This is a genomic window from bacterium (assembly GCA_013360215.1).
In the GTDB taxonomy this organism is placed as follows: domain Bacteria; phylum CLD3; class CLD3; order SB21; family SB21; genus JABWCP01.
In genome coordinates this window covers 148070-172334 of the sequence record JABWCP010000003.1, presented here as the reverse complement: position 1 = coordinate 172334, position 24265 = coordinate 148070, and the positions used below count along the sequence as shown (strand labels likewise).

The 24265-nt window shown below is 45.5% G+C and carries 19 protein-coding genes; 15 read left to right on the top strand and 4 right to left on the bottom strand.

All coding sequences use genetic code 11. The features are described 5' to 3' along the window. Positions 1 to 263 precede the first annotated feature (263 nt). The 5 genes from HUU58_03315 (at position 264) to HUU58_03295 (ending at position 7483) form a co-directional block, all read left to right on the top strand. Positions 264 to 1514 (top strand): hypothetical protein, encoded by a 1251-nt coding sequence (locus tag HUU58_03315; GenBank protein ID NUN44685.1) that lies wholly within the window; start codon positions 264 to 266, stop codon positions 1512 to 1514. A 3-nt stretch (positions 1515 to 1517) separates the two neighbouring features. Continuing rightward, positions 1518 to 1904, top strand: a complete 387-nt coding sequence (locus tag HUU58_03310) for a hypothetical protein (protein ID NUN44684.1) — start codon at positions 1518 to 1520, stop codon at positions 1902 to 1904. Between the two features lie 12 nt (positions 1905 to 1916). Continuing rightward, positions 1917 to 3329, top strand: coding sequence for a hypothetical protein (locus tag HUU58_03305; GenBank protein ID NUN44683.1), 1413 nt, complete (start codon positions 1917 to 1919; stop codon positions 3327 to 3329). A gap of 24 nt (positions 3330 to 3353) precedes the next feature. After that, positions 3354 to 6743 carry a hypothetical protein gene (locus HUU58_03300; protein ID NUN44682.1) on the top strand — a complete coding sequence of 1130 codons (3390 nt, stop codon included), beginning with the start codon at positions 3354 to 3356 and terminating at the stop codon, positions 6741 to 6743. Positions 6744 to 6871: 128 nt separating this feature from the next. Beyond that, complete coding sequence (locus HUU58_03295; protein ID NUN44681.1) at positions 6872 to 7483, top strand: hypothetical protein; 612 nt, start codon at positions 6872 to 6874, stop codon at positions 7481 to 7483. Positions 7484 to 7591: 108 nt separating this feature from the next. Here HUU58_03295 and HUU58_03290 read toward each other — a convergent pair whose 3' ends face one another. Then, entirely contained in the window at positions 7592 to 8710 is a 1119-nt protein-coding gene (locus HUU58_03290) for a DUF2911 domain-containing protein (GenBank protein ID NUN44680.1), read from the bottom strand. Positions 8711 to 9207: 497 nt separating this feature from the next. On the opposite strand from HUU58_03290, the gene HUU58_03285 reads away from it, so the two are divergent. From HUU58_03285 to HUU58_03255, 7 genes are all read left to right on the top strand, one after another. Then, on the top strand, positions 9208 to 10092 hold the full coding sequence (locus tag HUU58_03285; GenBank protein NUN44679.1) for a DUF3421 domain-containing protein: 885 nt from the start codon (positions 9208 to 9210) through the stop codon (positions 10090 to 10092). A gap of 311 nt (positions 10093 to 10403) precedes the next feature. Further along, positions 10404 to 11009, top strand: a complete 606-nt coding sequence (locus HUU58_03280; GenBank protein NUN44678.1) for a TetR/AcrR family transcriptional regulator — start codon at positions 10404 to 10406, stop codon at positions 11007 to 11009. A gap of 21 nt (positions 11010 to 11030) precedes the next feature. Further along, on the top strand, positions 11031 to 12353 hold the full coding sequence (locus tag HUU58_03275; GenBank protein NUN44677.1) for a TolC family protein: 1323 nt from the start codon (positions 11031 to 11033) through the stop codon (positions 12351 to 12353). Positions 12354 to 12375: 22 nt separating this feature from the next. Then, positions 12376 to 13425, top strand: coding sequence for an efflux RND transporter periplasmic adaptor subunit (locus HUU58_03270; GenBank protein ID NUN44676.1), 1050 nt, complete (start codon positions 12376 to 12378; stop codon positions 13423 to 13425). Between the two features lie 27 nt (positions 13426 to 13452). Then, complete coding sequence (locus HUU58_03265; protein ID NUN44675.1) at positions 13453 to 16656, top strand: efflux RND transporter permease subunit; 3204 nt, start codon at positions 13453 to 13455, stop codon at positions 16654 to 16656. A 162-nt stretch (positions 16657 to 16818) separates the two neighbouring features. Then, positions 16819 to 19278 carry a tetratricopeptide repeat protein gene (locus HUU58_03260; GenBank protein ID NUN44674.1) on the top strand — a complete coding sequence of 820 codons (2460 nt, stop codon included), beginning with the start codon at positions 16819 to 16821 and terminating at the stop codon, positions 19276 to 19278. 118 nt (positions 19279 to 19396) lie between these two features. Continuing rightward, positions 19397 to 19612 (top strand): hypothetical protein, encoded by a 216-nt coding sequence (locus tag HUU58_03255; protein ID NUN44673.1) that lies wholly within the window; start codon positions 19397 to 19399, stop codon positions 19610 to 19612. Here HUU58_03255 and HUU58_03250 read toward each other — a convergent pair. From HUU58_03250 to HUU58_03240, 3 genes are read right to left on the bottom strand one after another with little or no spacing between them, the layout of a single operon-like run. After that, positions 19609 to 20394: a CHAT domain-containing protein gene (locus tag HUU58_03250; protein NUN44672.1), complete on the bottom strand. Its 786-nt coding sequence runs from the start codon at positions 20392 to 20394 to the stop codon at positions 19609 to 19611. The two genes, HUU58_03255 and HUU58_03250, sit on opposite strands and share 4 nt — an antisense overlap. Then, positions 20391 to 21182, bottom strand: coding sequence for a hypothetical protein (locus HUU58_03245; GenBank protein ID NUN44671.1), 792 nt, complete (start codon positions 21180 to 21182; stop codon positions 20391 to 20393). Before HUU58_03245 ends, HUU58_03250 begins: the two co-directional genes overlap by 4 nt. After that, on the bottom strand, positions 21160 to 21774 hold the full coding sequence (locus tag HUU58_03240; protein ID NUN44670.1) for a sigma-70 family RNA polymerase sigma factor: 615 nt from the start codon (positions 21772 to 21774) through the stop codon (positions 21160 to 21162). The genes HUU58_03245 and HUU58_03240 overlap by 23 nt, the downstream gene beginning before the upstream one ends. A gap of 164 nt (positions 21775 to 21938) precedes the next feature. On the opposite strand from HUU58_03240, the gene HUU58_03235 reads away from it, so the two are divergent. From HUU58_03235 to HUU58_03225, 3 genes are all read left to right on the top strand, one after another. Beyond that, positions 21939 to 22514 carry a M15 family metallopeptidase gene (locus HUU58_03235; protein ID NUN44669.1) on the top strand — a complete coding sequence of 192 codons (576 nt, stop codon included), beginning with the start codon at positions 21939 to 21941 and terminating at the stop codon, positions 22512 to 22514. A gap of 196 nt (positions 22515 to 22710) precedes the next feature. Beyond that, positions 22711 to 22962 (top strand): hypothetical protein, encoded by a 252-nt coding sequence (locus HUU58_03230; GenBank protein ID NUN44668.1) that lies wholly within the window; start codon positions 22711 to 22713, stop codon positions 22960 to 22962. A 61-nt stretch (positions 22963 to 23023) separates the two neighbouring features. Then, positions 23024 to 24256 (top strand): patatin-like phospholipase family protein, encoded by a 1233-nt coding sequence (locus HUU58_03225; GenBank protein ID NUN44667.1) that lies wholly within the window; start codon positions 23024 to 23026, stop codon positions 24254 to 24256. Positions 24257 to 24265: the final 9 nt, after the last annotated feature.

Below are 24265 nucleotides of genomic sequence, written 5' to 3'. Positions count from 1 at the left end.
GCGTTCAATTCATAAGACTGGGACAATTTTTTTAAACAAGATTGGCTGCATTTTCCAATCGAAAGGTGCGACATAATAAAAACCGTACGCGCAAAAGTCAATAACAACAAAAGCGCGACGGATAAAATGCATACGGAAAGGTTTTGCAAAAGGTTGCACGATCCATCAACAAATCCCGTTGCGTCGTGTTTTGTATTGTTTTTTCGGTGTATGATTCTTAATCTTAACGGACATCGGTTTATCAAATGCCTGATTGCTACTTCATGGTACCGTTTACAAAGACTTTTCATCGGTTGCGCGTCATAGGTTTGACCTCTTTGATCGTGGTTTCCGTCGTTTTGTTCGGATGCAAATCTGACAAAGATGGTGATCGGGTTGAAGACGCCAAGGACGAATGCGATAATGCACGCGGTGTGGCCGTAGATGCCAATGGCTGTCCGTGCGCAGATTCGGCGGCGTTACCGGAACCGCTTCCTATCGCGGCGGTACGAATGTACGTGGACAACTCCGGTTCCATGCGTGATTTTACCAATCCCACATCGCTGTTTCGTTCAACCATATCGGAATGTATAAGCCGGATTCAGAAAATGAAAACCGACAACATCGCCGACACGGTACGTTATCATCTCATCGCAAGCAGTTTACTGCATACCGATTATAATATTTTGTATAAGGCTATCCGTACCGGCGACATTATGAAAGCCAAGTCCACGCCGATTTTATCCATGATCGAACAGGTGCAACACCGGCATGAAGCGCAGGACATATCCGTTTTGGTTTCGGATTTTGAATTGTCTGAAAAAGATGCGGACAATCTCGATCTTGCTTTAAAAACCGACGTACTTGCCCAAATAGCCAAACATAATGCGGTGGGATTGTATGCTTTTCGTGAAAAGTCCGTTGATCGCCCGTATTACGTGATGGTGATCGGCACGTCGGCGTCCGTACTGCTCTTTGATCGGGAGGGCGGGTTGCGCGATTACCGGCATAAAATTTTTTTGGGTGTGAAATATCCGGTGCCGGAGATAGCTTTTTTGAATTATTCGCAACGCGATGAAACGACGTGGTTTATCAGTCAGGATTTTTGCCGAACGATCGAAGACGCTTCGCTGGCCGGCAAAGGGTATATCCAGTTTGCGATGGGCTTGGATTTAAAAAAATACGAAGGTTTGCAACTGGATTCGGTTTATTTAACTAAAAACACGTTGATCAAAGATGTCGATCCGCAGCACGTTGCGATGCGTTGGTACACGGCGTATCAGTTTAAAAACCTTGCTGACGAAAAAGAAGCCGAGCAGCTCAGTACATATTCGCACGTTGTCGTGGTCAAGCTTTATCGCCTTTTTGAAAATACGAATAGGTATTTTTTTGAATTGGCTAAGGTACAGGATTTTGAACGGTTTTATGGCAGCGATCCGAGTATGCAGGCTTTGGTTCACGGTTTTAGAGAAGCCTACCGCGGCGATACGGGGCCGTATTTTTCAGTGAAGCTTAATATCGTAAAGGAACAATAAGTCATGTCGGATATGTTTACGGCCTTATACGAAGTGTGGCACGGTCGCCAACTGGAAGCCGTATGGCGGAGGGAAATCTATCCGCTTGCGGGGTTTTTGATGTTGCTGTACGGTGTGTTTTCAGCCTGGTTGTACTATTTTTTTCTCAGTCTTCGTATTCCCAAAACAGCCGTCGATACGCGGTTTTTTTGGTCGTATAACGGATTGATGGCTTTTTTATTCGGTCTGATCGCGTTGGGTGTATTTAAATGGAATACAACAATCAACGGATTACCCGGCAGTGCGATGCTGTTTATGCTGGCCAATATGGCCTATGCTTTTATCCTCAGCCTCGTAGCCGGTTTGGCGATGAAACGTTATTCTACCAATGCTTCCACGATTCCATTCTGACGGAGTTATCGCATGAGTAAACTGTATATATTTGGTATCGGCGGAACCGGCGCACGGGTTATTCGTTCGTTGACGATGCTGCTCGCGTCGGGTGTGCGCATCGAAGCCGACGAAGTCGTACCGATCATCGTGGATGTGGATCTGACCAATGGAAATACGGTACAATCGGAAGAAACGTTGAAATGGTATCAAAAGATACGATCACGCGTACAACCCGAATCGGAGTTTTTTACGACACCGATGCGCACGATCGGCCAGATCACGGGCGCCGACCCGACGGCGATGTTTCGTTTTAGTTTTGACAGTACGCATCAGAAAAAATTTCGCGACTTCATAGATTACAGCAAACTCTCGGCGGAAGACCAGTTTATGGTCAATCTTTTGTATTCGGAAGAGTATTTGGATGACGAACTGACGGAAGGCTTCAAAGGCAAGCCCAATATGGGTTCGGTGGCGCTCAATACGCTGACCTCAATGGATGAATACGATCAATTTGTCAATTCCTTTCAGCCGGGGGACCGTATTTTTGTCGTCAGTTCGATTTTCGGCGGTACCGGTGCGGCGGGTTTTCCGATTTTGCTCAAAAATTTTTGTTCGCAAAAATCCGATCCCAAACTGCAGAAAGCGCTGAAAGGTGCGCTGACGGTCATGCCGTACTTTGGCGTACAAGCGGACAACGAAAGCCAAATTGATTCGAATACGTTTCATGCTAAAACCAAAGCCGCGCTTGCGTATTACGAAAAAAATCTCTCCGGTTTGCATCATTTGTATTATTTAGCCGATACGATCAAAGAATTGTATCCCAATTTTGAAGGATCCACCGGGCAGCGTAACAAAGCCCACGTGATTGAGGTTTTAGGCGCACTGGCTATTATTGATTTTGCGCGGCAGACGTTTGAAACATCCGGCGCAAAAACCTTATGCCATGAATTTGCCCTCAAAGAAGACGGCGAAGTACTGACCTTTACCAATCTTCCCGATCCGGCGCAAGCGTTGATCAAAGCGCCGTTGATCCGGTTTTTGTATCTTTATTATATCATGCAATTTTTGCTGCGCTCCGAGCGAAAAGATGCCTGGATAAAAAATATTTTTGGTTCGGCATCGGCGCTCAATGACGAAGATGCCAAATTGCTGCAAAAGTTTTTGTACATGTATGCCGACTGGATAACAGAGTTGGCCGAAAACAAACGCGCTTTTGAGCCGTTTTATATGCAGCAGTTTGCCGAGTCATTTGCTCACGCCTTGGTAAAAGGTTATCAACTGGAGCCGGGCGGACTTTTCCGAACAGGACTGGACGATAATTATATCATCTCGGCGCTGGGATCCAATAGCCGTCAGTTGCCGGCCACGCTGACGACGATGGGCAAATTGATCAAAGCCGGTTATGCCGCGACGGACGCGGTGATACAACGTTTTTATAAATAAATTCAATAACGTTTTGGAGCTCGCATGGGATATCTTCTCAATCTGAAACCGGCACGCAGTGTGGCGCAGGATCACTGGACGGATACGACCGTGTTTCATCCCAATATGATTAATTCTATCGAAGACAATCAGAGCGACAAAGTCGAGCGTCCCATTGCATCTATTCCTTCTCCGTTTGCGCAGATGCATTTATTCGATTACGCATTTCGCTCCGTCAACGGGCGTGGCGAAATGAGCGGGAATTCACTCTATCATCGGCTCATCTCCTATACGTTTGATGTTATGGAGCTGCTCTTTCATGCGAATAATATCGGCGGGGTGGGCGGTAAACTGGAAGTCAAAGAATGGGTTTTTAATCATCAGATTGACGGACTCATCACATCGCGTTCCGATGGTCATCGCATTTTGGGTGAAACACTCAAACTGTTTATCGAACAGGATCGCGATTCCGCTAATTTTGGCAGCTTCGACCGGTTTTATCTGATCGCTTACAACCATCGTGTTTTTGCGGCGACATCGCCGTTGACTATGTTTTTTACCGTGCCGCATCATGCTACGCTCAAAACGATTGATATTCGCCGCACCAACGGCACACGCTATTTTGAAACAACGTTGGCGCTGCACGAAAGGGATCGTGATTTTCAGATGTTCGTACACCGTCTGATAGCGGGGCATCGTGAATTTTCAGGTATCTACCGTTCGGTTCACGACTATGTGGATAAAAACCGACCATGGATCAAAGATCGCGAACTGCGCATCGCCGTGGATGCGATTTATGCCAACGGTTTTTCCGAACATGATTTTCGTTCCGAATACACCGAGCCCAAAAATCTGAAACTTTACTTGCATCAGATCGGATGGCGATGTGCGCGGGATTTGACTAACCGGATATCCGAGCGCAGCGGCTTTCTGATGGATGTGACCAAACCCGCAGACGGTTTGATACCGATAGTATTGTCCAAACAATTTACCGATCCGGGTGTGACCTACGTCGATGCGGACTGGAATGAAGAGGTGCGACGCCAAGTACCGGTGACGGATCCGAATCCTTTGGAAAGTCGAACGTTGCCCGGTACGCAGATACCATATCCGTATTTGTTGGCTTCGGATTTATTGGAAAATTCGCTGATCAAGTTACCGTACAAAGCGCATCCTTCGTTTTTGACGCTCACGCACAGCGATGAAGACGAATCGTATATGCTTCCGGTAAAATTATTTTATTATAACTATTTTTCGCCGGAAGACCTTAGGAAACAAATTTCGTTTACGGTTGACGGAGATGCCGTGACCGTGCGGTTGCAGATACCGACCCGTTCGGGCAAACGCGTGGAACTGAAACGCCGGTATGTGCCCGATCCGATCGAAGGCACGGACACAGGACGTATCGTGGAGTGGAAATTTGACGTAGCGGTTTTTCCTTTTTATCGTGTGAAACAGGAAGCGGAATCCGTCGAGCGGTACAATGTTATGATGGTGGACGGGCAGCGAAACCGAAAAGATTTTCCGGATTTGACTTTTTTTGACAGCCGCATGGAGCCGCTGTCGGAAAGTAAAAGCAAACAATCGCCCGTGAAGAAGATTGTACGCCATGATAAAAAAGTGTTTGACGGCGGCGTCTATTATCAGATTACGGGCGCTCAATTTGATTATATCCGCTGCGAACTCAAAGGTCCGCAAAAAGCCGTAGGATGGATCGTGCCGATGTGGCGTTACGTCGAGCCGGGAACGCGGGCATATACGTTTGCCGTGGATTTTGGTACAACGTCTACGCACATCGCGTATGCAGATGCCACGGGCGCTCCGAAACCTTTTGATTTTACCAAAGAAGATATGCCGGTGGTCAATTTGTACGGACCTGAAAAAATTTCCAATCGTGATGCGGTGACCGATTTATATCGCCGCTACAACGATCGCACCGTATTGCCGCAATCCTCGGTATATCAGGAAAACGATTTTGTGCCGACGTTTATCGGTGCTGCCGGTTCTCCGATCCAGTTTCCGATTCGTACGGCGACGAGCGAATCGCCCGGATTTGTACGCGAAGAGACGTTTACGCTCGGTAATATCAATATGGCGTTTAACCACGAGCGGCATGTGGAGTTTGACGACGAAATCGTACACACCAATATCAAATGGAAAATCAATCTCGACGAAAAAACCACGGAACGGATCCGTGCGTTTTTTGAAGAAATTTTACTTCTGATTCGCCACAAAGTCGTTCTCAATCAGGGCGATCCGGCCAAAACCAAACTCATCTGGTTTCACCCGCTGAGTATGAGCGCGCATGCGATCGGATTGCTCAAAAGCGATTGGACGCAATTAGCTCAAAAAGTGCTGGGCATTTCCGAACAAGCCGTAATAGAAATGACGGAGTCGCAAGCACCGTATTATTATCACAAAGCGACGACCGCGGTCGTCGGGGACAGCAATGTACTGTGCGTGGATATCGGCGGCGGTTCGACGGATATCGTGGTATTCGAAAAACGTCAACCCAAATTCGGTTCGTCGTTTAATTTTGGCTGTAACGTGTTATGGAGCGAAGGCAATGTGCTGGCCTCGCGGGTCAATAATAAAGACAATGGTATTTTCCGTGAAGCGTATCAAGCGGTTTTTCGCAACGCTCCGCCTAACAATAAAGAATGGAATCAGCTGCGGGATATTTGTGAACAGTATCTCGCCAACGAACGGAAGCGTTCGGAGGACGTGATGCAGGTGTTTTTTAAACATGAGCATCTTACGCAGATCAGCGAACGTTTGGGCAAGGATCAGAAATTTAAGATTATTTTTCTCGCTTACTATGCCGCCACGGTATATCACGCGTTGCAGTGTATGCGCACCAAAAAACTGCAAGCGCCGCATTATATCTGTTTCAGCGGTAACGGCAGTCGCGTTTTGGGCTTTATTGATCGCGATCCGGCGTTAAAAAATCTTACGGCGTTTACCCGTATTTTAGCGGAGGCCGTCTATGGCAACGGAGCCAAAGAGATGCGCCTTGTCGTTTCCAAAGAGCCTAAACAAGCCACCTGCATCGGCGGTATCGTGCGTCAAAAAGAAAACGAGCAGCCGATCGACGCTATGATCCACCTTGGCGGAAAAAAGAAAAATGATGCCAAAGGTCTCACGTACGACGCCGTATCCGACGGAGTCAAAAAAGATGTCCAGGATAATATCAAAGATTTCATAAATCTATTTTTTGATTTGAACGAGCAAATATCTTTTCACGAATATTTCGGCATAGAAGCCGATTTGGCCATGTGCCGCACCGAACTGCAAAAAGATATTATACACCTTATCAGCGACGGAATAAGTCATCAGGTATTATTAGACGGTACCATGGAGAATCACCCTGTAAAAGAAACTTTGTTTTTTTATCCGCTCGTGCATGCGTTTTACAATTTGTCCAAAGTGCTTTAAAAAATGCGCGCGACGTTCGTAAAAGAATAAGTAGGCTAAGCTTGTTTTAAGGTTTCCATCAGTTCCGGATTATCCATTGTAAAATCATAGAATGCACGACCGATGTGCGAACTATAAAGGAATAAATCATGACGATCGTTGAAATCATGTTGTACGCAACGGCTTTTGTGCTCGTGCTGATGGCCTTAGGAGGCGGATTATTGATAGCCGGGATGTCCCGTTCGCTTCGTAAACTCAAAGAGCGTGTGCGTGCATTGGAGCATATTCAGGAAGAGCGAGCCGCTAAAAAAGGCGCGGGTTCAGATGACACGACAAAAATAAAATCTTTTGAAACGCAGATTAAAGCGCTCAAAACCGAACTCGAATTTTTGCGTTCTATGGTTGTCGCACCGACGCCGGTCGAACCGGTCGTTTCAGACAAGGAAGTTTTTTATGTGACGGCATCAACCACCGATGGATTTATTCGCAAAAAAGACCTCAAAGTGTCGCCGGGTTTTGATTCGTTATTCAAAGTGGAGCTGAATGCCGACAAACAAACCGGCACGGTAACTATCTGGACCGGCAGTGAAAACATGACGCAGGCGATCACGTTTCATGATCGCTACCTTCAGCCGTTGTGCGAATACACCTACAATCCGCAACGCTCTACGCGCAACGTAACGGTAAAAAAACCGGGTATGATCAAATTAGAATCCGATCGTTATGTGATCGTAGAAAAAATGGTTATTGAATTTGAGTGATTATTGTAAAAAATAAACGCCTCATTAAAATTCAGTTTTCACATACCCGTTTTTTTGAATCTCGCTATTCTCTGTGCTCGGTTTCTTTGTATTGCACTTCAATGATGACTATTTATTGATATCTTTGCCGGCCTTGAGGTCTTCCATCATTTTTTTGATAATACCGGTGGAAGAGGGGTCGGTAAAAAAGGTCAGTGCTTTTTCACAAAAATTAAGCGCTTCCTTGATATTGCCGATCGCTGCATTGCCTCTGGCCATTCCTAAGATAATATTCGGATCATTCGGATACTTATCGTAACCGATTTTGAAAACCTCATAAGCTTTTTGATTTTCTTTCATTTTCGTGAGACTGCGTGCGTAGGAATATATTTGAAGTGCGGTGCCCAAGGGAAATGCTTTTTGCATTACCGAATCCGCTTCCTTCTTACGATTAAATTTTTCAAGAAATCCCGCGTACGTGGATAAGGTTGAAAAGTTGGCCTCGCCGAAAAAATCATTAATAGATCGCTCAGACCATCCCATACCTTCCTCAAGATTGATGTTATTGACAAGGCAATAATTGGCCGCGGCATGCATATTTTGCCAGTACACATAAAATTTTGCCGAATTGAACGCTTTACGAAAAACTTCGATTTGTTCTTTTTTGGCATCAATGGATACTTTAAAAGGGATTTTTACTTTTTCCCACAATAGTGAAAGAACCGCGCTGTCATCCGTTTGATCGCTGAATTCGTATTTCAAACGCTCTACGCTTTCGGCGGTTTTTATGACGGGCACATCCACGCGTAGCGCATCGTCTTTCGGGTCATAATAAAAACTTCCCCATGCGGTATTATATTTCGAGAAAATTAATGTAGCTTTTGTTTCACCCATGGCAATAAAAAAACCGTACTTTCCGGCCGGCAATGGTTTGCCCTCAATAAAAACGGGTGTCGTAAATTCGATAGTGGTATTGTCGTTGGCCCCGGCTCTCCACGGTGCAGCTTTCGTCGTGCCAAATCCCAGATCCGCAAAACCATAATGGACTATGTTTCCCCAAATTTTACCCTCTCGTCCGTTGACTGCCGGACGGTAGTATTCGACCGTGACATTAGTAAGTCCGATCAATTCCGATACGCTGGCTTTTTTACTTCCGCCTCCGGCGGGTTGCCAGGTTTGACCGTACGAAACAGAAAAAGTAATCATTATAAACGCCATAACTAACGGTAGTAGCTTGCTGGACTTCATCTCATCATCCTTTCATTGGTGGTAATAAACAAACGAACCTATGTGTTTACGAGAGAAATTCGATAAACGTAACAATACGTCTTGTCACGCGGCGTGATAAAAAATCTCCGTCGAGAAAAAACAGTGTTTTTTTCATCGCTAGATCATGATGCCGTATAAGTGCCTTATGGGCTTTGAAAGGCGGTTAGTCGAATAGAGGTTTACGGCGATACTTTTGATTTGTTGCACAAAAGTCAGCACGTTGCGTGCGCAACGGAGAGGAGGTAGATCATACCAGATTGAGAGAGTGTGCTAGTGATTGAAAAAAAAGATAAGCATTGCCCTGACGTGATATGACACCGGAATGTATATCTCATATTGATTGTTTACTTTGACTAACGGCATCGCTATCTTACATGCGTGTAATCGGTTCTACCATTCATTCCGCTTTCGACCATAAACGAGATCATCCGTTTTACTGTTCTACCATTTTTTTACTTACTAAGGAGTATTCGTACATGCGATTCATCAGATTTTCATCTTTGCTTGTTTGCGCCGCGTTATTCATGTGGCTGCACGTTGCTGTGAATGGCTATGCGCAGGGAGCCAAAGGAGGTTCGAATGCTGTTAAAAAGACCGTAACCGGTACGACACCATCGGCCGAATCTTTGACGAAATGGATTCCTTTTACCGGTGTGATTCCGGAAAATGCGGTCGTCGGCGGTTACGAAAACGGTCAACCGATGTATGTCGGGCGTGTAGCATTTGAAGGCGGCATGCATCCCGGGAAAGTGATTGCCGGCGGGTATTGTAATATAGGATGGGGCGGTAAAGAATATTCCTATGATAAAGATTTTGAAATCCTAACCGCACCGGCCAATGCGGTCACCTGGGTCGCGTACAAAGGTACGTTACCTGCCAATGCTATTTTGGGCGGCTATAATGATGCGGCAAAAAAAGAGCCATTGTATATCGCCAAACATGCGTATAAGGACGGCGAACACTGTGGCAAACTTTGGGCGAATGCCTGCAATATCGGTTGGGGCGGAGCGGAAGTCGTACTAAATAACAGTATTTTTGTTTTGGCGGCAAAAGCCGAAGTGAAAAAACCGACCGGCCCGTACGTACGTACTGAAAATTCACACTATCTCATTGGGCAGATCATTCCGGTGGAGTATGGTAATTTTCCCGGCAGTCCGTCCGTTTGGATTACGGTCGTACCTAAAGGGAAAAAAGATACCGAACGCGGTGAATATGTGTATGCGATAGAAAAAGACGGTGTTGTGGAAATAAACAGTGTAACCTTGGGTGAAGGCGAATACGAACTGCGTGCCTATTTTGGCGCATTTGATACAGCCGCCAAAGCCAGGGCGACCATCATCATGCAAGGCGGCGGACAGTAGTCTTTTGTACAATGTGATGTTATAAAACCTCCGCAAAAAACGGAGGTTTTTTGTTTTAGAAGTTTCTTCGCTTCGATATGCACTTGATTCATATGGGCGGCACTCCTAACACCTTTAGAAAATTATTATGAGTAACTCGTGTCTTTGCAATACCCTCTTCAAGGTTAAACAGTCTTTTATTTGCTTCAGATCAATGAATTAGATACCGTGAAAAGCATTTTAAAATGATGCTTGAAACAGAAATTTATTTAATTAAATTAAAAAACCGACCGGACGGTATGTTTGATTTATTAAATATAAGATTTTAAAAAATGTATAGTGTTTTAGAAACCAATCAGTCGGAAGACATTAAAAAAAATAAAATTCTATCGGCGGCACACGCTTGTTTTTCCAAGCGCGGATTTGATACGGTAACGATGGATGAGATCGCCCGCGAAGCAGGCTTGAGCAAGGGTGCGGTATACTGGTATTTTAAGAGTAAAGACGAATTAATATTGGAACTGATCAAAAACTGGATCAAACTCGGCGAAAATGTGTTGTACAAACTTTCGCTAGAATGTCCGCTCGAAGAGTTGATCTACAAATATCCGACGTATGTTATTCGAGAACTGCAGCTACAACATCACTATCGTTTGATCTTTTATCTTTGGTCTCGCTCTATGGAAAACGACGCTGTATATCAAGAACTGCGTAAAGCTATGCAGGAAGGTAGAAAAAAAGCCATCGTATTTATTCAAACAGCGATTGAACGTGGTTTTTTCAAAACTGATATTACGCCGGAATCGTTTGCGCGTATGATGGATGCGCTTTTTGACGGGCTGATGGTGCAATGGCATTTTAATCCTGCGCTGGATATCGAAAAACAATGGAAAGAATCTATAGATATGCTTATGGCGGGCATTCGACGCACGTCATGACGTAAGACAAGGGAGCATGTTATGCGACGATGTTGGTTGTTATTATGTATATGTACCGGAGGATGGCTGGCGGCGCAGGATTCGCTGTTGACGCTGGACGAAGCGATTCGTATCGCCGAAAAAAACAACGCATTACTTGCCGTTGCGCGCTGGGATATGCGCAAAGCGGATCAGCAGGTGCGCGAAGCATACGGGTATGCCATGCCCAGCATAACTCTGGACACACGCTATACCCGTGCTCTCAAAAAACCGGTTTTTTTTCTGCCGGATTTTGAAAATCCGGCCAGTGGCAAAGTGACACCGATCGAGATTGGTTCCAACCACTCTATCGAAACCGGATTTACCGCAACGCAGGCGTTGTTTAATTTTGCCGTATTTACGGGCGTCGGCACGGCCAAAGTATATCAGCGGACGTCGCGGGCATTATATCGTTCGGAATACAATCGTATGGTGGCCTCGGTTAAAAAAGTTTTTTATCAGGTACTGTTGGCGAGGCAGGTGTATGAAACCACCAAAGCCAGCCTGACCAATGCCGAAAATAATTTTAACAACGTCCGCATTCTCAATAAACAAGGTATTGTATCCGACTACGATATGATCCGTGCCGAAGTGCAAGTAGAAAACCTGCGCCCGTCGGTGATTTCAGCGGAACAACAAGCGCTGGTTGTCACCAACGCTCTGAAAGTTCAGCTCGGGATGGATGCCGCGGATCCCCTGCACATCCGTGGTGAACTGACGGCTGTACCGCTTGATAGCAGTTGGCTGGACGAACAACGTGCGGTGACACAAAATGCCGGATTGGAAGCACTGCGATTGCAACAAGATCTTAATTCCGCTGTTTCATCTATAAGGCTGGCCGAATACATGCCCACCCTTGCGGCGTTTGGTACATATCAATGGCAGGCGCAGAAAAATACGATGGACTTTGGAGGAAAAGATTTTATCAGTACATCGCAAGTCGGCCTCACGCTGAGCCTCAATCTGTTCAATGGTTTTCAGACAACGGCGCGATTAGCCCAATCCCGCGCGGATGAACGCAAAGCCGAACAGCAACTGCGCTACACGCGCGAAAACATTCGCAGTCAAATGCAAAGCATCCGTCTGCGTTTGGATGAAGCGCGTAAACGTATGGCCAGCCAAAACCGTACGGTGGAGCTGGCTGAAAAAAGCTACAAGATCGCTACTACGCGTTATGCCACCGGATCGGGTACACAACTCGAAGTCAACGATGCTGATGTGGCTTTATTGCAGGCACGCCTAAACCGTATTCACGCCATTTACGACTATCTTGTGACCTGCGTGGATCTTGAGGAAATGATCAGTTATCATCAACCGCAAAATTAATTTTACCAGCGACGGAGCTGTTATGAAGATACATCAAAGATTAAACCTTCTGCTTTTACCGGGTTACCTATGGGTGACGGGCTGCGGTTCATCCAATGCCGGTCCGGGCGACACAAAAAAAGAACCGGAAGCGATCGTCTATATAAAGACAGAAAAAATTATCGCCAAACCCTTTGCCGAGACGATTCGCCTTACGGGAACTGTAGAATCCGTAGATAATATTATCGTACCGGCGGAAGAAGGCGGACGTATCCTGCGGTGGCTTGCCACCAAGGGCGCTACGGTTCAGCGCGGGCAGGCGATCGCACAGATTGACGATGCCGCTTACCGTTCCGCCTACGATGCAGCGCAAGCGGCTTACCAGATGGCCGAGGTCAATTATCAAAAACAGAAAAGCGCGTTTGCAGAGCAAGCGATATCTGAACTGCAACTTAAGAACCTCGAATTTCAGCGCGACGCGGCCAAAGCACAAGCTGATCTGGCAAAACAACGTCTCGACAAAACTACCGTTACCAGCCCGGTTAATGGTGTGCTCAATGAACAATTTGCCGATGCGGGAGAAATGGCGGCGCCGGGCATGCCGATTGCCCAGATCATTGACATGACCAATCTCAAAGTCATGGTCGGTGTACCTGAGCGGTATGCGCGTGACGTACAACCCAATCTCGTCGTGGAATTTACGGTGGATGCGTTTCTGGGGGAAACGTTTCGCGGCAAAATCGGATTTGTCGGCGCGGCCGTCAATCCGGATAACCGGACGATTCCGGTCGAACTTTTTCTCACGAATCCCGGCGGAAAACTCAAACCGCAGATGATCGCTTCCATAGCGATGAAATTGGCCGCGATCGAAAAGGCCATTCTCATTCAGCGTGACTTCGTACAACAGGTGGATGCCGGCCGGCTCGTCGTGTATGTCCACAAAGACGGTATTGCCGAAGAGCGTGCGGTGCGAATCGGCGGTATGAGCCGCGATTTTGTTCATATCCTCTCCGGTTTGCAGGAAGGTGATGAAGTGATTACGGTCGGCTATCAAAATCTGACACCGCAACAGGCCGTGCGCATTCAGCCATAACGAAACTTAGCTTCAAGGAATTTTCCCATGAGAATTTGGGATTTTGCAGTCGATAATAAAGTCACGGTGTATATCCTTATGATGATCATCGTGATTCTGGGTACGATGTCATACAGCAGTCTTCCGCGGGAAGCCGCACCGGATATATCCATTCCTCTTGTGATCGTTTCCGTTCCTTACGTCGGCGTAAGCCCGGCGGATATGGAAGGACTCGTCACCCAGCCGATGGAGAAAGAACTCAAATCGCTGAAGGACGTCAAAGAAATCACGTCGTCTTCCAAAGAAGGGCTGTCAACGATACGTGTCGAATTTGAAACCGGGATAGACATAGACGAAGCCTTGCGTCGTGTGCGCGACAAAGTCAATCAGACCAAACCCAAGCTGCCGTCGGATATTCTGGAACCGATCATCAGCGAAATCAATTTCAGCGAATTTCCGATCATGTTTGTCACGCTCGGCGGCGATCTCGGATTGGCGCGTATGAAGCGAATCGCCGAGGATTTGCAAGACAAAATCGAAGCGGTGCCGGGAGTGCTGAGTTCGGACATTACGGGCAGTCTGGAACCGGAGGTGCAAGTCAACTGCGATATCAATCGCCTCAGGGGGTACAGTGTTAGTTTTGACGATGTGATCAATGCCATTCGCAGTGAAAATCTTACGACGCCCGGCGGGGCGATCAATAACGGAACGACGGAGTACAGCGTGCGCATTCCGGGCGAATTTGCTGCGCCCAAACCGATCGAAGATCTGATTATAAAAATGAGGCACGGTTCCCCGATCTATGTGCGCGATGTGGCTACTGTCGAATATTTGTTTGAAGACCGATCAACCTATAGTCGTCTGAACGGATCACCTGTGCTTACGTTAAGCGTCAAAAAACGCGCAGGTGAAAATCTTATCCAGATAGCCGATGAAGTGAAAACGATATTGTCCGATGAAAAAGCCAATTTCCCGCCCGGCCTGCATGTACGTATCACCAATGATGCTTCGATAGATATCAAACGTTCCGTGAAGGAATTAGAAAACTCCGTAGTGACGGGGATGGTGCTGGTCGTGCTGGTGCTCTTCATGTTTTTTGGGATGAAAAATTCATTTCTGATCAGCACGTCAATACCGATTTCGATGCTCATCGGATTTGTTATTCTCAGCTTTATGGGCGTGACGCTCAATTTTGTTGTTTTGTTTGCACTGGTGTTGGTCTTGGGTATTCTGGTGGATGATGCCATCGTCGTCATCGAAAATATATATCGTCATCAGCATGAATACGGTAAAAATCCGATTCAGGCCGCCAAGGATGCGACCCGGGAAGTGTCGATTCCCCTGGCTACTTCGACGTTTACGACGATCTCCGGTTTTCTTCCGATGCTTTTTTGGCCGGGTGTAATCGGTGACTTTATGTATTATCTGCCTTTGACGCTCATCATCATGATGGGGGCTTCCATTTTCACCGCGTATGTCATCAGCCCGACGCAGGGTGCGCAGTTCATAGATTATCATAAAGAAATGACCGCGCTCAAGTCTTCGATGCAGCAAAAGCATTGGTGGACGCACTACAATCCTTTTAGTCGTCTCTACCACTATGTGGATACGCATTTTTTTCCGAGAGCGCAGGAAAAATATGTTAAGACACTGAAACTGACACTGCGCCATAAAACCATGACCGTAGTGCTGTCCGGGGTATTGCTGTTTGCAATGACGTTTCTATTTGTGATGTTTAACAAAGGCGTCGAATTTTTTCCCGAAACGCAACCCAATCAGGTCTCAGTCAATATTGCTATGCCGTCGGGCACGCCCTTGGAAATGACCAATGCGGTGACAGCGATGGTCGAAGAGCGATTGAAGCATGTCGAAGGTGTGAAGGATATGGAGTTTGTGGTTGCCAATGTCGGTACGTCAGAAGATCCGTTTGATTTTGGAGGACAGGGCACGCCCAATAAATCGCAGATTTCCATTAATTTTTATGAAAAAATGAAACGTGAAAAAAACACGTTTGAGACGATGGAGTCCATGCGTGAGCATGCCAAAGGAATCGCCGGCGCGGAGATCAAAGTGAAAGGTCAGGAAAACGGACCGCCGGTGGGTGCGCCGGTGAGCATTGATTTATCCGGTGATGATTTTCGTATGCTGGCGCAGTTATCTGAAAAAATACAGTCTGAAATTCGTTCCATTCCCGGGCTGGTGGATTTGAAAGATGATTATGACGCCGGTAAACCGGAGATCCAGGTGATCGTTGATCGTGAAAAGGCGGCGTTGCTGGAGATGAGCACCGGGCAAATCGCGATGGCCGTGCGTACAGCGATCAACGGTACGGAGGCCTCCAAATTTCGTGTCGGCGAGGACGAATACAAAATCACCGTTCGTTTGCGTGAAGATCAGCGCCAGTCGCCCTCGGAAATTGAAAATCTCAATATCACGTTTATGAATAACCGCGGCGTGCTCATGTCCGTGCCGCTGGCTTCGATCGCTACAGTCGTGCACAGCAACGGTTTATCCAACGTACGCCGCAAAGATCTGCGACGGGTGATCACGATTTCCGGCGATGTACAAAATCGCTTAGCTAATGATGTGCTTCATGACGTGCGTGAAAAATTGAAAACATTTAAATTGCCCAACGGGTATCGGATCGAATACACCGGTGAAAATAAAGAAATGGATAAAGCGATGGCGTTTTTAGCAAAAACGCTGGTGATAACGATTCTTCTGATTTTTTTGGTGCTTGTGTCCGAGTTTAACAGCGTGAAGGTTCCGATGGTGATCATGGTATCGGTGCCGCTTTCATTGATCGGTGTGTTTCTTGGTTTGTTACTGACCGGGACGCCGTTCGGCGTGATCATGACGGGGATCGGTGTGATTTCGCTTGCCGGTATCGTGGTAAAAAACGCCATTGTGCTGCTGGATTTTACCAAACATTTACGCGGCAGCGGTATGACGCTGGACGAGGCACTTGCCGAAGCCGGTCGAACACGGCTCCGACCTGTTTTGCTCACGGCGGCCACAACGATACTCGGTATTTTACCTTTGGCAACAGGTATTGATTTTGATTGGCGCGAATGGCATTTCATCATCGGCGCGGAGAGCAGCGATTTCTGGCGTCCGCTCGGTGTGGCGGTCATTTTCGGTCTGACGGTTTCTACTTTTCTTACGCTCGTGATCGTTCCGACGACGTATTCTTGGGTAGAGGGCATTACCAAAACCGTCGGTCGCTGGTTTAAAAGAGAAACGACAGTGTAAACTGTAAATACTATCTGTATAATCGCTGCGGAGGCCCTAAAAGCATTCAAACGGTTCTTTTCATACGAAAAGAAATATTGCTTAACCCGTTTTCTATATATAGAATCACACCTATATTTTTTCCACAGGTTTAACCGCTATTTTATCCAATCCATCGGATATATGAAAATTACCATTTCGCGTAAACTTCTTTTGGTATTGGCAGCAGGCGTAGCCGTTTTGGCGGGTTATTTTTATGTTGATATGCGGCGAGAGCAAAATTTTTTACGATCAAAGGAACCCTTATTATCGGATACCACACAAGCAAGATTGTGGTTCGAAGAGGGCGTTTCTTTGACAGAAAAAAGCAGGTACGATAGTTCCCTGATTTTTTTTGAGCGTGCGACCGGTATCTATCAACGCGACAGCGTGTGGCGATTTTATATTGATGGTATGAATTACATCGGCGATAACTTTCGCCGCCTTGGCCGATACGATACGGCTTTCTCCATTCTCACGGCCAACATAGATCGGAGTATTCGGTATTTGGGGGAAACCGATGTATCAACGGCGATGGCAATCAATAAAATGGGTCTGTGGTACATGGATCAAGGCGATGACGAAAAAGCCAAAAACAATTTCAACAAAGCCTTATGGATACGAAAAAAAACACTTCCCGGCGATCATATTGATATCGGATGGAGTTACAATAACCTGGGGCTTGTCAACTATAACAGCGGTTATTTTACGTTGGCGTTGCAATATTATGATCAGGCGCTCGGCGTTTTTATGAGAACCATCGGGGAAAACAGCAGCCCCGTCGCCGTATTAAATAATAATATGGCCAGCGTTTACCAAGCGCAGGGAAATCACGAAAAAGCGTTGGAGCATATAAACCGATCATTGCAAATAAGAAAAACGCTTTTTGGAAGCGACCATGTCACGTTATCGGAAAATTATACGTTGATGGGAACCGCCTATTTGCGAAAAGGTGAGATGAACCAGGCGTTCAAATTGTACAATCAGGCGTTATCGGTCAACGAAAGGAAATATGGCCTGGGGCACCCGACGGTTGGGAACAATTACTATAATTTAGGTTTTGCCTTCAAAGAAGTCGGTCAAATGGATACGGCATTGTCCTACTATCGTTATGCTTTAAATAATTGGAAAAAAAATTACGGGCTGAAGCATCCGGTGATCGCGAGAGTGTCCGACGAAATCGGCGAATTATTTCTGGAAAAAAACATGTATGATAGCGCGCTTTTTTACTTTAATAACGCGCTTACTATTTGGAATAACAGACCCGGTGCCAAAGGTTTTCGCAGAGCGCATGAATATAGTCATATCGGTATGACGTATTTGAAAATGGGTGATGTCAAAAAAAGTCTGACCTATTACGAACAGGCATTGTCTATTAATTTAGAATATTATGGGAGCAAACATTTAGAAGTTTCCCTTTGTTATTCCAATATGGCCGGTGCGCACCGGATTGTAAAAGACTATCCTGCGGCTTTGAGAAACATTCAAAAAGCGATCGACGCGCTTTTGATCGCCGATTCGGCATCGGGATTTATGTACCGAACGCGCGATGCGGTCAAACTCATGTTAGCGTTAGAATTGAAAGGCGATATTTTGCAGGAGTATTATGAGTATAAAACGCAGAACCTTCAACACCTCAAGGCGTCGTTTGCGTCGTATGCCATGGCCGTAGAGTGGCTAGATCGAACGCGGCGGGAATATGTATCCGAGGATTCTAAAATCTTAATAGGTCAGCGTTCTATAGGGCTTTTCGAAAAAGCCATTCAAACAGCAACGGATCTTTATAAGATAACTTCTGAAAAAAAATACCTCAACGAGGCCTTTATTTATTCTGAAACAAGCAAAGCGGCTGTCTTGTCCGAAGTTGTGAGTCGTCAGCACGCCAAACGATTTGTCGGCATTCCCGATTCATTGCTGGAATACGAAGAACAATTACGCAACCGGATCGGTGTGTATAATAAAAAACTTTTTTCTGAACAAAACTCGGGCGGTTATGGCAGCCCCAAATTCAGATATATTCAGGACCAGTTATTCCAATTGACCTCGGAATATGAAGCCTATCTCAAGCATGTGGAGCAAACTTTTCCGCAATTATATTCTCTCAAATATAAACCGCTTATCATGCCACTTGAAGCCGTTCAAAAATTGATACCGGACTCGACGGTCTTATTGGAGTACTTTATAGGGAATCGGCATCTGTATGCGTTTTGCGTAACCCGATCGGGATGCGCATGGGCCGCGGCGCCGGTTGATTCATCGCTGATTGGAGTCGTGCATGCGTTGACTACGGGGATTCAAACGATGAACATGGCATTGTATTCGACTTCAGCGCATTATTTGTATAATGTTGTATTTAAACCATTCGAAAAAACAAGCGCCGTAAAACTGATTGTCGTGCCGGACGGTATTCTCTCGGGTATTCCGTTTGAAGCGTTACTGCCTCGGTTACCCGATAATCAAGAAGACTATGCTACACTCAACTATCTCATCAAAAAATACCACATTAGTTATGCGTATTCCGCTTCATTATTATTCCAGCCGTCTTCGGTCTCAAGAGATGGACTCAATGATTTAGCCGGCTTCACGTCCACCACGTTCAAGTGACACGTTTTTTTTGCTTGCCCGAGATTGCCCCGCCCGTAAAAGTTTATGCACTTTCTCAGGAATGATTGTCTTATTGGTTATATTTGGTACATAACTAATAACCCCTAAGGAGAGAGTCATGAAAAAAACTAAATTGGCAATCGTGCTGTACGTTATTTTATTAACGTTGGCTGTATCGGCTTGCGGTGGGCCTGAAGGAGTGGTCAGCAGCAGTACAGGAAAGAATTCGGAATCAACGACCGGCGACAAAAAAACATACGATGGTGATACCGATGAAATTTTACCGCAAGATACGCCGATCGATCCGCTTCCCGGCGGCGGTGGCGGAAATTAATGCGAAACGGATTTCATTCTTTTTATACCGATGAGAATCAAAAGCACAAGGATCGAAACGATCACCGCGGTGGCGTAAATCCGGTACGATATAAAATTTTCGGGAGGAGGAATTTCTAGTGATTCCGTACTTCCTATGACGACCAGCCCGGACCAATAATAAGGATTGGATAAAACGGGGTCACCGCTTTGGATCATATTTAGTTTAGCATCGCGCAGGGCGACATCTTTGGGTTTGCCTTGCGCGAGCTTACGATAAAAATCAGTGATGATTACGGAAGTCGCTTTATCATCAATAGACCATAAGCTCATCACGACACTGGGGCAGCCGCTGTAGGTAAAACCTCGCGCGAGGCTCATCATACCTTCGCCTTTGATATTTTTTCCGATGCCTGTTTGGCATGCACTCAGTACGACCATATTGGCGCGTAGCCGAAGATTGTATAATTCGTAAAGGTGGAGATACCCGTCTTCCCCCGATCCGGGGGAATCAGAAAAGATAAATTTGGAATAGAGAGGTTCTTTATCATCAAGGATTACGTGTTGGGCGAGATGGATAATGCCAAAGCGTCCGGCATTTTTTTTGAAAGCGGCCTCGGTCGCATCGCCGCGCAGGTAGAGTTCACTTTTTACGACGGAAGCAATGCTTTGTAATTCTTTTTCCGCCCATGGCAGATCGCGTAACCTCAGTGTATCCCGGAGGTTTTCTTCAGCTTCCTCCTGAGCAAAGAGGGTTCCCAATAAAACGGCGGATGCGAGAATATATACTCTTAAAATTCTCATTCTTTTTGGAGGCGTTCCATGAGGGAAGCCGCCGACGGAGCGTAAAATCCGTTACGTTGGGCGACTTCTTTTAGCAGGTTCATTGCCTCATCTGTTTTTTCCATTTTCACATAGGCCAAAGCCCGGTACCAACGCGCTGCTTCTGCGATGCGCCGGTCTTCCGATTTCTCCGATTTTTGAAAGTGCAAGTCGGATTCTTCAAATTGACCTTCCAAGAGCAGGCTTATGCCGCAATAAAAGTGGGCCACGCTGTGATCCGGATTGGTTTTGAGGAAATCCTCAAGTTTCTGAGCGCTGGCGTCGTACGTTTCTGCTTCATAAGCGGCCATGGCCTCTTCCAGTAAACTTTGCGCGTCGGCGCCACGGGTCAAAGGTATGGTATTGGAGTATGGTGTGATAAACGCGTCGGCAATCGTTTCGTGGGAATGGCGTGTGAGCCAATAACCGATGCTGCTGGATGAAATCAATAGTAAAGCCGCCGCGGCATAATATTTGAACTTAGCGGGTTTATTGGATCTATGGGTCCGGCCATAACGTGCTTCTATATCCGATCGCAGTATCATGGTCTGCTTCGTCAATTCCATTTCGGAGCCCAATCGGCGCGCACCGCTTACGGCGTCATAGCACAGATCGCAGTCGGTAATATGTTCTTCGATGCGATGCCGTTCTTCGTCCGATATGGAGCGAAACAGATAGTTGACGATCATTTCTTCCGTCAGGCAATTCTGGTGACTACGTGTCAATTTTAAGCCCCCGGATTCTGATTCAGTTTTCGATATTTTCGACATACAGCCCGCTTTTCTTTAGATAGATCTTAATGTTTCTTCGTCCGTTCTGCAAATAACTACGGACCTGGTCTTTATCCCAATTTTTAATTTCCATGATTTCATTATAGCTTTTTTTCTCATAGTAGAAGAGCACCAAACATTCCCTCTGATGAGGATCCAAGGCCTCTATGGCTTCTTTTAAAGCCTGCTTCATTTTCAAACTATGATCATCGTCTTCATCAATAAGACTGTCTATCTCAGAAAAATACATAAAATAATTTGTTTCATCACCATCAATGGGGACAAACTGAAAGTCTAAGCCTTTAGATTTTTGAAGTTTATTGAGGCAGAAATTTTTTGTAACCACATACAACCACGACTTAAAATTCTTCACATCAGACTTGACGATCCCCTGCGCCAGTTTCTCCAAAACTTCCATCGTAGCGTCTCTGGAGTCCTCGGCATTACTGAAATATTTATTACAAACAAATAAAACGAGATACGCATAACGACTAAATAGTTCGTTAAGATACCGATCGTTCATAGATTTTCGATAGGCTTCGATCAATTCGGAGTCCGATAAATCTTTAAATCTTGTGCCTGAAAACAACATGAATGGCGTTCCGATGATTAAAAAACGTGAGTCTTTAGAATAGAATGTCTTTTAAAGATTTGATTTTAATGGTTTTGAGAACAAATCGCAGATTTGAAAATCAGTTTATGTTTTTTTTTAAAAAAAGCTGTCTTATTACAATATGATCATACGGAACCAAGGCAATGAACTCAATGATAACGGATAAACAAGAAAAAACGCTGTTTAGGATTCCGCTTCGTCTGGATGATATCTACCCGTCAGTGCCGCCGCCGATAAACCCGCCTTATGAATTGGATGAGATCATGCTGACGTTCGGTGATATTTTTAATTATGTCAATCAAGACGGTTCGATCAAACGTAGCTGGGAAGAGGGACAGATGGGATTTGCGGATATTCCATTTACCATTCCGTTCTCAAGTTATTCGGATATAAAAGTGGGCAAAATATACTGTCACAAAAAACTAATTTCAACTTTTACTAAGGTATTCCAGGTCATATACGAAAAAAATTTGCATCGGCATATTCAGTCGTATGGTGGCTGTTATGTGTACCGTAATAAAAACAATCAAACGCATCTTTCCACGCACTGCTGGGGTATAGCTATTGATCTCAATCCGCATACAAATGCGCCGGGGACAAGAGGCGATATGAATTCCGACATCGTTCGTGTATTTCAATCGCATGGATTTGAATGGGGTGGCAGTTGGAAAAAAAAATATAGAAACCCGATGCATTTCCAATGGTGCTCCGGGTATTAAATTGAAACAAATATGATAATTGGGTCTCTTAGTTTAGGACATGGTTAATGTCAAAATCAGCCGAGGCCGGTACTCAATGAAAGAAAACCCCTCCCACTTCTTATTGCCGTACCGGGCCTCCGTGCTGGGGTCTATGAGACATCATAGCATGATTCCAAAAAGTGTACAAAACTTTCAATCATAGCGTTAGGGTAAAATGAAACAATTTCCTTCTCCCGCATCGGAGCCGACAAACAAAGCGGCATGTGAAACGCAGCGCACGCGGTTTATCACTGGCATGGTTTGTACGCGCGCCGGGGTTTATATTTTTGAATCCTATGCCGATCATGCTACCGACTCAAAACCCGCTGATGATGAGATGTATGCCGTACTTAAATATGGCCAGGTTTTTCCTCCCATACGCTCGGTATGCAAGTCGGCGTGGTGGAAACTGGAGAAGGAGAAATGAGTTTTTGATAAGTAGTTCCTTCTCTCTCATTCAATGATTAAACTTAAGGGGGGTAAGCATTGTGGGAAATTTAAGGCCTGAAGAATTTGTTTCTGAAGAAATCATCTCTGTCATATCTAATTTAAAACAAAATTTTGAACTCAGGAATATCACCAAACTCATTACCAAAGATACCAATAATAGGGATATAGGATTTATTGATTTGGTCATGGAGGGCGGCGGCGTCAAAGGAATTGCCACCGTCGGTGCGATTTTTGCTTTAGAGCAACTCGGGTTAAGATTCAGAAAAGTTGCCGGAACGTCCGCCGGAGCCATCAACGCGTCCTTTCTTGCTGTCGGAAACGATCCGCGATCGGAAAAATCATTTCATCAACTCAATATTCTAGCCAATAAAAATTTTTTCGATTTTGTAGATGGGGGTAACGACGCGCAGACTCTTGTAAAAGATTTTGGAAATAAAAATTCCGGATTACTAAAACGGATTATTAGCGGACTTAGAAATGCCTTAGATATATGGAACCGTTATGGTATAAACCCCGGCGATGAATTCAGGAAGTTCATTAATGATGCCCTCATGCAATTGAACAACGACAAACCATTTACCGTAGCCGAGCTGAAGCATACCCAATTTCAAAATCAAAAAATTCTCATCAACAATTCTCCCCTTGTTACCGATTTTCAGTTAGTCGTATCCGACGTTTCCTATGAAGATAAAAGTATTTTTCCAAAGGATTTGCCGGCTTATGTAATTAATGACGATCGAATTCTGGTCGGTGATCTCGTTCGTGCATCCATGTCTATCCCTTTTTTTTTCGAACCGTTCCTACTGTCTCAGTTTACGGGACAGAGCAATCTCAAAGACAATGAGGATATTGTCTTCGTGGATGGAGGCGTCGTATCCAATTTTCCGTTGGCAATATTTGATTCGGGCCGTAATTCTAATTCGGGTGATTATAAAAAACCCCAGTGCCCGACTTTCGGGCTATTGATCGATGAAAAATTGGGTACGCCCAGAAAGCCGAATTCGTTTAGTAACCTCTTCAAGTTTAGTATCGCTGTATTCGGAACCGCTTCAGAATACGGTGATAAATCGTATATCAAAGAGAATCCTCATGCTCAGGAACGGATCATTCGCATTAGCAACGAAGTCGGCAACGGGCTAAAAATAGGCACGACGGATTTCGATGTCTCCGATGAAGATAAAAAAAAATTGTTTAAGAACGGTGTTGATGCGGTGGTAAGCAAACTCAAGAATTGGAATTTTGACGATTATATCAAAAAATTCAGGAGTTAATTTTTCGTA

Excerpts from the sequence above, each read along its gene's own strand:
- HUU58_03315 (NUN44685.1), top strand. The coding sequence starts at position 264 with ATGGTACCGTTTACAAAGACTTTTCATCGGTTGCGCGTCATAGGTTTG.
- HUU58_03310 (NUN44684.1), top strand. The coding sequence starts at position 1,518 with ATGTCGGATATGTTTACGGCCTTATACGAAGTGTGGCACGGTCGCCAA.
- HUU58_03305 (NUN44683.1), top strand. The coding sequence starts at position 1,917 with ATGAGTAAACTGTATATATTTGGTATCGGCGGAACCGGCGCACGGGTT.
- HUU58_03300 (NUN44682.1), top strand. The coding sequence starts at position 3,354 with ATGGGATATCTTCTCAATCTGAAACCGGCACGCAGTGTGGCGCAGGAT.
- HUU58_03295 (NUN44681.1), top strand. The coding sequence starts at position 6,872 with ATGACGATCGTTGAAATCATGTTGTACGCAACGGCTTTTGTGCTCGTG.
- HUU58_03290 (NUN44680.1), bottom strand. The coding sequence starts at position 8,710 with ATGAAGTCCAGCAAGCTACTACCGTTAGTTATGGCGTTTATAATGATT.
- HUU58_03285 (NUN44679.1), top strand. The coding sequence starts at position 9,208 with ATGCGATTCATCAGATTTTCATCTTTGCTTGTTTGCGCCGCGTTATTC.
- HUU58_03280 (NUN44678.1), top strand. The coding sequence starts at position 10,404 with ATGTATAGTGTTTTAGAAACCAATCAGTCGGAAGACATTAAAAAAAAT.
- HUU58_03275 (NUN44677.1), top strand. The coding sequence starts at position 11,031 with ATGCGACGATGTTGGTTGTTATTATGTATATGTACCGGAGGATGGCTG.
- HUU58_03270 (NUN44676.1), top strand. The coding sequence starts at position 12,376 with ATGAAGATACATCAAAGATTAAACCTTCTGCTTTTACCGGGTTACCTA.
- HUU58_03265 (NUN44675.1), top strand. The coding sequence starts at position 13,453 with ATGAGAATTTGGGATTTTGCAGTCGATAATAAAGTCACGGTGTATATC.
- HUU58_03260 (NUN44674.1), top strand. The coding sequence starts at position 16,819 with ATGAAAATTACCATTTCGCGTAAACTTCTTTTGGTATTGGCAGCAGGC.
- HUU58_03255 (NUN44673.1), top strand. The coding sequence starts at position 19,397 with ATGAAAAAAACTAAATTGGCAATCGTGCTGTACGTTATTTTATTAACG.
- HUU58_03250 (NUN44672.1), bottom strand. The coding sequence starts at position 20,394 with ATGAGAATTTTAAGAGTATATATTCTCGCATCCGCCGTTTTATTGGGA.
- HUU58_03245 (NUN44671.1), bottom strand. The coding sequence starts at position 21,182 with ATGTCGAAAATATCGAAAACTGAATCAGAATCCGGGGGCTTAAAATTG.
- HUU58_03240 (NUN44670.1), bottom strand. The coding sequence starts at position 21,774 with ATGTTGTTTTCAGGCACAAGATTTAAAGATTTATCGGACTCCGAATTG.
- HUU58_03235 (NUN44669.1), top strand. The coding sequence starts at position 21,939 with ATGAACTCAATGATAACGGATAAACAAGAAAAAACGCTGTTTAGGATT.
- HUU58_03230 (NUN44668.1), top strand. The coding sequence starts at position 22,711 with ATGAAACAATTTCCTTCTCCCGCATCGGAGCCGACAAACAAAGCGGCA.